Origin of the sequence: Mucilaginibacter lappiensis, assembly GCF_900155965.1 — a bacterium.
Lineage (GTDB): Bacteria > Bacteroidota > Bacteroidia > Sphingobacteriales > Sphingobacteriaceae > Mucilaginibacter > Mucilaginibacter lappiensis.
In genome coordinates this window covers 60,875-70,575 of sequence record NZ_FTMG01000020.1, presented here as the reverse complement: position 1 = coordinate 70,575, position 9,701 = coordinate 60,875, and the positions used below count along the sequence as shown (strand labels likewise).

14 protein-coding genes and 1 tRNA gene are annotated in these 9,701 nt (G+C 40.7%); 6 read left to right on the top strand and 9 right to left on the bottom strand.

Going from position 1 to position 9,701, the window contains the following annotated elements; translation table 11 throughout:
• The first annotated feature begins 2 nt into the window (after window positions 1-2).
• The 3 genes from BW976_RS26335 to BW976_RS26325 all read left to right on the top strand — a co-directional run bounded on the left by BW976_RS26335 (window position 3) and on the right by BW976_RS26325 (window position 1,900).
• On the top strand, window positions 3-233 hold the full coding sequence (locus BW976_RS26335; protein WP_076378225.1) for a hypothetical protein: 231 nt from the start codon (window positions 3-5) through the stop codon (window positions 231-233).
• Window positions 220-1,071 (top strand): glycosyltransferase family 9 protein, encoded by an 852-nt coding sequence (locus tag BW976_RS26330; protein ID WP_076378223.1) that lies wholly within the window; start codon window positions 220-222, stop codon window positions 1,069-1,071. Before BW976_RS26335 ends, BW976_RS26330 begins: the two co-directional genes overlap by 14 nt.
• Window positions 1,072-1,243: 172 nt before the next feature.
• A complete protein-coding gene (locus BW976_RS26325) occupies window positions 1,244-1,900 on the top strand; it encodes a DUF4254 domain-containing protein (protein WP_084192362.1) in 657 nt (218 codons plus the stop codon).
• 59 nt (window positions 1,901-1,959) lie between these two features.
• Here the strand turns inward: BW976_RS26325 and BW976_RS26320 are convergent.
• From BW976_RS26320 to pyrE, 4 genes are all read right to left on the bottom strand, one after another.
• Window positions 1,960-2,032 (bottom strand) — tRNA-Lys (locus tag BW976_RS26320).
• 115 nt (window positions 2,033-2,147) lie between these two features.
• Entirely contained in the window at window positions 2,148-3,776 is a 1,629-nt protein-coding gene (locus BW976_RS26315) for an ABC-F family ATP-binding cassette domain-containing protein (RefSeq protein WP_076378221.1), read from the bottom strand.
• 361 nt (window positions 3,777-4,137) lie between these two features.
• Entirely contained in the window at window positions 4,138-4,533 is a 396-nt protein-coding gene (locus BW976_RS26310) for an SRPBCC family protein (protein ID WP_076378219.1), read from the bottom strand.
• A 107-nt stretch (window positions 4,534-4,640) separates the two neighbouring features.
• The gene (pyrE, locus tag BW976_RS26305; RefSeq protein WP_076378217.1) at window positions 4,641-5,300 is read right to left on the bottom strand and encodes an orotate phosphoribosyltransferase; all 660 of its coding nucleotides are present in this window, start codon (window positions 5,298-5,300) and stop codon (window positions 4,641-4,643) included.
• Between pyrE and BW976_RS26300 the strand changes: the two genes are divergently transcribed.
• Complete coding sequence (locus BW976_RS26300; RefSeq protein WP_076378215.1) at window positions 5,299-5,937, top strand: NUDIX hydrolase; 639 nt, start codon at window positions 5,299-5,301, stop codon at window positions 5,935-5,937. The two genes, pyrE and BW976_RS26300, sit on opposite strands and share 2 nt — an antisense overlap.
• Here BW976_RS26300 and coaD read toward each other — a convergent pair.
• Window positions 5,906-6,367, bottom strand: coding sequence for a pantetheine-phosphate adenylyltransferase (coaD, locus tag BW976_RS26295; RefSeq protein WP_076378213.1), 462 nt, complete (start codon window positions 6,365-6,367; stop codon window positions 5,906-5,908). The genes BW976_RS26300 and coaD overlap by 32 nt on opposite strands.
• 150 nt (window positions 6,368-6,517) lie before the next feature.
• Entirely contained in the window at window positions 6,518-6,958 is a 441-nt protein-coding gene (locus tag BW976_RS26290) for an Lrp/AsnC family transcriptional regulator (RefSeq protein ID WP_076378211.1), read from the bottom strand.
• 173 nt (window positions 6,959-7,131) lie between these two features.
• Here BW976_RS26290 and BW976_RS26285 point away from each other — a divergent pair, with 173 nt between their 5' ends.
• The gene (locus BW976_RS26285; protein WP_076378209.1) at window positions 7,132-8,016 is read left to right on the top strand and encodes an alpha/beta fold hydrolase; all 885 of its coding nucleotides are present in this window, start codon (window positions 7,132-7,134) and stop codon (window positions 8,014-8,016) included.
• Between the two features lie 15 nt (window positions 8,017-8,031).
• Window positions 8,032-8,157, top strand: coding sequence for a hypothetical protein (locus tag BW976_RS29925; RefSeq protein ID WP_260180818.1), 126 nt, complete (start codon window positions 8,032-8,034; stop codon window positions 8,155-8,157).
• Here BW976_RS29925 and BW976_RS26280 read toward each other — a convergent pair.
• From BW976_RS26280 to nudK, 3 genes are all read right to left on the bottom strand, one after another.
• On the bottom strand, window positions 8,147-8,500 hold the full coding sequence (locus BW976_RS26280) for a nuclear transport factor 2 family protein (protein WP_076378207.1): 354 nt from the start codon (window positions 8,498-8,500) through the stop codon (window positions 8,147-8,149). The genes BW976_RS29925 and BW976_RS26280 overlap by 11 nt on opposite strands.
• Window positions 8,501-8,724: 224 nt before the next feature.
• Window positions 8,725-9,096, bottom strand: coding sequence for a DUF4406 domain-containing protein (locus BW976_RS26275; protein ID WP_245834789.1), 372 nt, complete (start codon window positions 9,094-9,096; stop codon window positions 8,725-8,727).
• Window positions 9,093-9,668: a GDP-mannose pyrophosphatase NudK gene (gene nudK / locus BW976_RS26270; protein ID WP_076378203.1), complete on the bottom strand. Its 576-nt coding sequence runs from the start codon at window positions 9,666-9,668 to the stop codon at window positions 9,093-9,095. Before nudK ends, BW976_RS26275 begins: the two co-directional genes overlap by 4 nt.
• Window positions 9,669-9,701 lie beyond the last annotated feature (33 nt).

Genomic DNA, 9,701 nt, shown 5'->3' with positions numbered 1-9,701 from the left:
TTATGAGAACCGAAAATGAAATACGATCAAAGATCGAGGAGTTTAATATCAATCTCGCTATCATTCAGTCAAAAATGGAAAAAGAGTTGGAGAAGCATTTCATGAAAAGAGATAAACATTTGTTGCTTTTTCTGCATAAGGAAAAGAGCATTTGGGAGTTTGCACTGGTACAATTGCACTGGTTGCTATCTGATGAAGTAGATAAAAAAGAGCTGAAATATGAAAGCTTATAGAATTATAATAGCAGGAGGATTGGGTGACGTATTACTGACCACACCTACTATTAAAGCGCTGAAAGAAGCGGACCCTGACCGTAAGATTGTTTTATACTGCATGAATAAACGTCAGCAGGGGATATTTAAGAACAATCCGCATATAGACAGAGTAACAAGTACTTCTTTCTTTAAAAACCCTGTTTCTTTTGTTAAATATTATATGAAATGGGAATCCTTTCATACTGATTTCTATGCCGCATTGATGCCGGCCGTTTTCTGTGACAGGAATGCGAAAGACCTGATAGCAGGATTACATCAGATGGAGTTGAAAGATAATAAGGTACAGATCTTTTTATCTGAAAAGGAAGAGAATATGGCACGGACATTTATGGCGCAGTATAAGAATCCAATTCTCATGCATATTACTTCCAAAACATCTAAAAACCAGGAATGGGAGGTGGAGAACTGGGAGGAGCTGGTGAGATCGATGCCAGAGTATACATTTCTTCAGTTGGGGGTATCCGCAGAAAAAAAGGTAAGTAATGCAGTAGATTTAAGGGATAAAGTCTCTTTCAGAGATACACTGGCATTAATTAAATACGCAAAGAGTTTTGTGGGGGTTAATTCTTCTTTTTCTCATGCAACCAACGCATTTGATATACCTGGAGTGGTATTATTCGGTCCGGCCCGGCCTGAGATATGGGGACATTTAAATAATATCAATTTGTATAAACCTGTACGCTGTTCTCCTTGCCTGGAACTATTGTTTCATTCTCCATGCCCCTATAATAAACTTTGCATGCATTCCATCTCAGTAGAGGAAGTCCGCGCAGCATTGTTTAAACAATTATCCTGATGTTTTTAAACCTGTTCCTATTACTGAACAGGTTCCTTATTAAAGTTTTGGTTTATCACCTCATTCTTCTGGGCTGATAAGAGATGTTTATCTCTGTCTTGCGCTCCTGTGGCTATTAATAGGCACTCATTTTATTTATTGAAGTTTTTTTACTTTTTAACTGATTAACATAATGGAATATATCAATTACGAATTTGACTTAGATCTACAGAATAATAAGATAAGCGCTTTGGCGAATACTGTATATATCCGGACAATAGAGGATTATCATACCAAGGATGATCTCAATGCTACAATTAAAAATGCATATCATCCTGAATCTGTGTACGGCTTATTGTATTATAAATGCTGGATAGACACCGTACAGTGGCATTTGGAAGATGAAATCCGGAAGGTTGATCTTGATCCTTATGAGTGTTTAAGTATAAAGCGCAGAATTGATAAGTCCAATCAGGACAGAACCAATATTGTAGAAGTAATAGATGATTATTTTCTTCATCAATATAGTAATGTTAAACCTGCAGAAAACGCAAAGCTGAATACCGAAAGTCCGGCTTGGGCATTGGACCGCCTTTCAATACTTGCTTTGAAAATATATCATATGCAGGCTGAAGTACAGCGGGTTGATACGCCTCCCGATCATTATGCAACATGCTCCCTTAAACTGGAAACTTTGACAGAACAACGGGAAGACCTTTGCAAGAGTATTGACGAGCTCCATCATGATATAGCAATAGGTGCTAAACAAATGAAAGTATACAGGCAGATAAAAATGTATAATGATCCTAATCTTAATCCCGTACTTTATAATTCAAAATTAAAATCGTAAAAACTCACTTCAACGGTCTCTAAATAAAAAGCCCTTCAGCAATACTGAAGGGCTTTTTGTGACCTGGGAGAGGATCGAACTCTCGACCCACTGATTAAGAGTCAGTTGCTCTACCGGCTGAGCTACCAAGTCATTTTTTTTGTTGGGGCTGCAAATAAACGAAATTTTATTGAAGTCCGAAAGGTTAAAGCCAACGATGCCGAAAGTTTTTTCTTCAGACTTCCGGCATCGTTGGCTTTCAGGCTTTTTACACTAAAGCGTATAAGTCAGTTCGTTGTTTTTCTACAACATCGCTGTTAATGTATTCGTCGTAGGTCATCAGCTTATCTATATAGCCACCCGGTGTAAGTTCAAATACGCGGTTGGCTACGGTTTCAACCAGTTCATGATCTCGTGAGGTAAACAGGATAGTGCCTCTGAAGTCTTTCATGCCATTATTAAGTGCCGTGATCGATTCCAGGTCAAGGTGGTTGGTTGGTTCATCAAACATGAGCAAGTTGGCTTGTTGCAGCATCATACGGCTAAACATGCAGCGCATTTTTTCGCCACCAGACAATACATTGCTTTTTTTCAATACCTCTTCGCCCGAAAATAGCATACGGCCCAAAAATCCGCGGATAAACTGATCATCCTTTTCGCCCGGTGAGTATTCACGCAGCCAGTCAATCAGGTTATCATTCTTACCTTTAAAATATTCGGCGTTATCAATAGGGATGTCGGCCGGGTTAATGGTCACTCCCCATTTAAAGGTGCCTTTAAAGTCGGTATCCCTGCCGGTTAGAATATTGTACAGGGCAGTAGTTGCCAAACTATTTTGTGATATTATAGCAATTTTATCGCCTTTGTTTACCGTAAGGCTGATATTGTTAAATAAAAGCTCACCGTTAAGGGTTTTGCTTAAATTTTCAATCTGTAATATCTGGTCGCCCGCTTCACGGCCCAGGTTATTAAATATAATTCCAGGGTATTTGCGGTTTGATGGCTGTATCTCGTCGATATTGATTTTATCCAGTGCTTTTTTACGACTGGTGGCTTGTTTTGATTTAGAGGCGTTGGCACTAAAACGACGGATAAACTCCTGCAATTCCTTAACACGGTCTTCGGTCTTTTTATTCTGATCAGAGCGTTGTTTCAGGGCAAGCTGACTTGATTCATACCAGAACGTGTAGTTACCGGTATAAATGGTCATTTTGGAGAAGTCGATATCCACCACATGGGTACAAACCGTATCCAGAAAGTGCCTGTCGTGCGATACTACCAAAACGATAGCTTCGTACGATGCTAGGAAATCTTCGAGCCAGCTTACGGTATGGATGTCCAGGTCATTGGTAGGCTCATCCAGCAGTAAAATATCGGGTTTGCCAAAAAGGGCTTGTGCTAATAATACGCGTACCTTTTGGGTATTATCCAGGTCTTTTACCAGGTTATAATGAAACTCTTCTTTAATACCCAGGTTACTTAGTAGGGTAGCGGCATTACTTTCGGCATTCCAGCCATCCATTTCGGCAAACAGGTTTTCGAGCTCACCGGCACGTTCGCCATCAGCATCGGTAAAATCTTCTTTCAGGTAAATGGCGTCTTTTTCCTTCATTACGGCATACATCTCTTTGTAGCCCATCATCACAGTCTCGATAACCGAAAACTCGTCAAAGGCATAGTGATTCTGACTTAAAACCGCCATACGTTCGCCCGGGGTAAAGCTCACAGAACCGCTTGTCGGGTCGATATCGCCCGAAAGAATTTTTAAGAATGTCGATTTTCCGGCACCATTGGCACCTATAATGCCATAACAATTGCCTTGTGAAAATTTAAGGTTAACGTCTTCAAATAAAGTCCGCTTTCCGTAACGTAATGATAGATTGGATACCGTAATCATGCTGCACCTGTAATTTGGCGCAAAAATACGGTAAATAGTTCATTTTTTTGGTATTTGGATCGATATTAAATGGGGAGTTTTGTGGATTTAAGTGCATATATCGTCACATTTAATTGACATTGCTGTGTACATATTTGCCCGTATTATGGGTAACTTTAAAACTAACAGCTCATTTGAGCGTTATATTATTATAAGTTAACCAATTACAGAAAATGGAACAGCCTTTGACCCAACAGATTTATACATTATTAAATATTACCAGTCATGGGAGCATTAATCATCACATTGGTTATTATCAATATCATAATAGCCATTAACAACACGCAAAAAAGAAAAGTATATTGATAGGCAGTTAATGCGTTTAACTCAATATTTCGGTTAAACTATTTGTTTCATGATCCGCCAGTTTTTGAAGCGGAGCTGAGGCAAGCATCTTCATCATCATATTCAAATCTGCATCAATAGTAAAAAGAATATCAGTATGGTCGTTATCAAAAGATAACGACCATTTTAATTTCAGATCAAAGGGCGGCTTAGCTGCCGGTACGATAATAATTTCCTGATCAGGCATCCGGCTTTCTATCTTTAAGGAAAGCTTGGCCATATTCTGGATGCTGAAATGAGCCTCGTCGGCGGTTGAAATCCATTCCTGTATATTGTCAGGCATCAGTTTCTGGTGATTGTTAAAATCGGCCAAAAAAGCATAAACCTCATGGATGGGTCTGTTAATGCTGGTACTGCTGGTGAAAGTGCTCATTGTTTAGTATTATATTAAATGTGTTGCGGGTGACGTGTGATAAGGTTCGTGTGTGTATTTAGGTTTGAAAAATTGCCAAACCCCGCTACACGTAACCCGATCCCAAACTAGCTAGAAGCTATTTGTCCCCAGGCGGCCGGGTTTTCACGCCATTGTTTTAAAATAGCCACGTCTTTATCGGCAATGTATTGATGCTCTTCGGCATACTTTATCAAGGCGTTATAGTTTGATAAGGTAACGAAAGGACAGCTGGCTTGTTTAAAATTCTCGGTGGCTACGTCAAAACCATAGCTGAATATGGCTGCAAGACCTGCTACTTCGAAACCGGCGGCGCGTAAAGCTTCGACAGCTTGTAAACTGCTTTTGCCGGTTGATATCAAATCCTCAATAACTACCACACGTTTACCTGTAGTGGTGGAGGTATCGCCTTCAATCAGGCTGCCGGTTCCGTGCTCTTTTGGTTTTGAGCGCACGTAAATAAAAGGTAAACCCAATTCCTGGGCTACAAGGGCTCCTTGTGGTATGCCGGCAGTTGCTACACCGGCTATGCAACCTACGCTGCCAAATTTTTCCTGGATAGCAACGGTTAATTGCTGACGGATATAAGTACGGATAGACGGATGAGAAAGCGTTACGCGGTTATCACAATAAATTGGCGATTTCCATCCCGACGCCCATGTAAAAGGATTGTTAGGTTGTAATTTAATTGCTTTAATTTGCAGCAGGAATTCAGCAACTTGCTGCTCGATCTCATTATTATTAAACATGGCTCAAAAATACAGAATTTATATCAACGAAAAGGTTATCCTGTTAACTGAATCGGAACCATCACATGTAGAAAGTTATGAAAGGCTTGATGTTGAGACATTTGATCTGAGAATAATTTACACCTGGATACTGGCAAACCCTAAAAAGTTGTTCTATGTGCCCTGCACCAATGCCAAACTTTTCTTAAAATCGGTTATCAAAAATATAACCTTGATTGAGGCCGCAGGTGGCCTGGTGATGAATACAGCCGGCGATTACCTGTTTATTTACCGCAACGATAAATGGGACCTGCCCAAAGGTAAAATTGAGAAGGATGAGAAGGTTAAAGAAGCCGCCGTGCGCGAGGTAGAAGAGGAGTGCGGTATAAAAGTGAGCAAGCTGAACGAGAAGATATGTAAAACCTACCATGTTTACATTAGCAGGGGCGAGGTGGTGCTTAAAAAAACACACTGGTTTGCCATGGACAGTAAAGGGAAAGACAAACTAAAGCCACAAAAAGAAGAAGGTATTACCGATGTGCGCTGGTTTAAAAAAGAGCACATTGAACCTATTGTGGAAAATACCTTCCCATCCATCATGGATGTATTACATAAAGAAAAGCTGGTTACAAATAAGCTAATGCCTCTGCGGGGATAAACTGTGCCACATCACCATGATGACGCATAATTTCACGTACGATGGTTGAACTGATGGACGAATATCCGGGTTTGCTTACAATAAAAATACTTTCAATATCGGGTACCAGGGCGTGGTTCATCTGGGCTATGGCTTTTTCATATTCAAAGTCGGATACGGTGCGTATACCCCTGATCATATAGGTAGCGCCAATGCTTTTGCAGAAATTTACGGTTAAACCTTCGTAGGCCACAATATGTATTCGGTCATCATGTTTAAAAACTGCCCGGAGCATCTGCTCGCGGGTTTCAATACTGAGCAGACCCTGTTTACTGCTGTTGGCGCCTATGCCAATATACACCTTGTCAAATAAACCCACCGAGCGTTTTACAATATCAACGTGGGCTTTGGTAACCGGATCAAAAGAACCAGGGAAAAGAGCGATTTTCATTTTAGGCTGATGTTATTGCTTTCACCAAAAGTAGGTTTTTTAGAGCCAGGAATCAAGAATTAAGATTCAATAGCCAAGAACCAAAAAGGAAAAGGCTGCCGCCCTCCTTTTCTACGTCACTGTAAGCGAAGCGTGGCAATCTCCTCCCTTTCATGTCAGGTCAATAGCCTTAGACTCAACTGGACTTGACAAAACCGAAAAAGTAGTGGTTTTTCCAAATTTTGCAAACTGATCCAGTTTCAAGTTCAGCTCGCTTGATGATTTAACTATTAAACTCACAAAAAAGCAGTATTCCCCGGTAGTGTGGACAATATTGGTAATACCTTTCATAGTTTTAGCTTCATTAAGAAAAGGAGTAATATTTGCATGCGGCAGCTGCACAGCTATCACTGCTTTTTGCTGATAACCTAATCGCATGAAGTCTATGGTTGCAGTGAATCCTTTTATTATCCCGTCCTCCTGCATACGTTTTATCCGCTCTGCTACGGCGGGTGCCGTAAGGCCAACCTTCCTGCCGATCTCCGCATTGCTTATCCTTGCGTCGAGTTGCAATTCGTTTAGTATTGCATGGTGGAGTTCATCTGTCTTCATACTAAAAAATTGAAAAACATCGATTCGAAAGTTACCTGGATTTATTCCTTGGAAACGAAAGCTAAAATAATCAATTCTAGCCTGACCTTTACTGTAAAAATAAACAGATGATAAAAAATGAATGCTTTATCAATGTCCAAGGGCTACTTTAACATGATTAAACGATATTAAACATGACTGAAAAAGAAAGTTTAAATACTACAGAATTGAAACATGGTATGGCTGTGATCGACAATTCTTTGCGCATCCATTATGTGGAGGCTGGGAGTGGTGAGCAGACAATTGTATTATTACATGGTTTTCCGCAAACCTGGTGGGAGTGGCGATTCATCATTCCTGAATTGGCGGAGGCGGGATTTCGGGTAATCGCTATAGATTACCGTGGAGCCGGCGACTCCTGGCGCCCGGCAACTGGCTATGATAAACGTACCATGGCGGGTGATATTTACAAAGTTTTAAAGGAGCACCTAAAAATAGAAGAGCCCGTTATTATGGCCGGACATGACATTGGCCTTATGGTTGCTTACGCTTATGCACAGGAATACCGGGAAGATGTATCCCGCCTGATTGTTATAGATGCTCCCTTACCTGGCACCTTAGCTTTTGATAAAATACGCTCGGATCATAGGGTTTGGCATTTTGCATTTCATGGGGTGCGTGATTTACCAGAATTCCTGATCGCCGGACGTGAGCGGGAATATCTTCAGGCATTTTTTAACTACCGGATATTTAATGTTGGTGCCATAAGTAAGGCAGATATGGATATATTCACAAGTGCTTATTCTGCTCCTGGCGCTATCCGCGCCGGATTAGAAGTGTATCGTGCCTTTGATCAGGATATCAATGATAACAGGGAAAGCCTTCAAAAAAATGGAAAGCTTTCCATACCTGTTTTAGCTATTGGGGGAGAGATTAGTACAAGCGGTACAATGATGGGAGATATGATGCGTGAAGTGGCAGATAACGTTGTTGCTGTACGAATACTCCAGACAGCTCATTGGGTTGCCGAAGAAAACCCTGATGCATTACTGAGTGAAATTTTAAAATTTCTGAATTAAAATAATAAGAATGAGATGAAAAAATTAAACCCACTTGTCATCCTGAGCGGAGCGAAGGATCTGTTGTGCCCTTCGGAAAGTTCAATAACAGATGCTTCGTACCTCAGCATGACAAAGGGTTTTGAGCTCATTAACCTATAAAAAACTGTTGACTGATAATCTTTCCGTTTTCAACTTTATAAATGCAAACCTCTTCAACCAGTTTTTCGCCCTGTCCCTTAATTGTAAAATGCATGGAGAAAATCAGGCTGAAGTAACTCCCGGCAAAAATCGCTTCGGATACTTTAATATCAATGATTTCTACATTGGCCAGAAATTGTTTTTCACGCTCAATCAGGTTATGAAGACCAATTATCGGCTCATTTTTATTTTGAGGATCGATACTTACGGCGTTATCTGCATATAATTCGGTATAAGCCTCCACAAATTTAAGCTCATTACATAATGAAGCTAAACGATTGGCAATTTCTGGTAAAGTGTTCATGTTTTTTAAAGGTTGTTGCGTGATAATAACTAATGGTAATACTAAGCGAATTTTACAACAACTCCTATTAAAAAGCAAAGGATGATACAGAAATGATATAAGGATGTGATAGTAATTGAAATACCAAAACGAGTTGTCATCCTGAGCGAAGCGAAGGATCCTCTTCAATATGCCTATCGCAAAACAGATACTTCACTCCGTTCAGCATGACAAAAGGTTAACCTTTACTGGGCAATAATATCCTCCAACTGGTAATAAACCTTTAAGCCCCGTTCTTTGGCTATCCTTACATCTTCATCGGCTCCTTTGGATGCGCCGGGGATTCTTAAAACAGCATCGCATTTGGTGAGCAGTCGCTGGGCCACGGGATACAGAATCTCTTCGTAAGCAGCATCACCGGGACGTGTTGAACCGGCTTGCTCCAGCAGGGGCAGGGCAAACCATTCGCCAATTACCGGGATATGCCCGGCCCTGAATATGGGCAGCGCCATTTCTTCCAGTTTTTTTAAGTTTTGAGCCATCAAGGCTGGATCGTCGTTGGTGCCCGAGCGATACGGGCCTGCTATTAAAATTACTAAAGGTGTATTGGTCATCATATTAACTGATTAAGTTGTGCATATTGTAAAAGCATCATAGTTTTACCGTCTTTTATTTCGCCGGTTTGTACCATTTGCAGGGCGGTGGCAAATGGCAGTTCCAGTACTTCAATGTTTTCGTGTTCTTCTTCCAGGCCACCACCATCGCTTATCTTCATGTCTTTGGTGTACTCCGCCACAAAAAAATACAGAATCTCCGTTACCGAGCCTGGCGACATATAGGCTTCAAATACCTTTTGTACATTGGTAATCTGGTAACCTGTTTCCTCTTCAGTTTCCCGTTTGATGCAATCTTCGGCATTGTTTTGATCTAGTAAACCGGCGCAGCATTCAATCAACATCCCACTGTCGTTACCGTTGATGTACGTGGCCACGCGAAATTGTTTGGTGAGTATTACCGTTTTAGTATCCCTGTTGTATAAAAGTATGGTGGCACCGTTACCCCGGTCGTAAGCTTCGCGGGTAAGTTTTAGTACGGTGCCATCTTTTTTTGTAGCTTCAAAAATTATTTTCCGGAGGATGTACCAGTTGTCTGATAGTACCTCTGTTTTTAAAATTTTTATATCATTCATGTATAAATTGATTTAAATTGATCGTTTTTGATT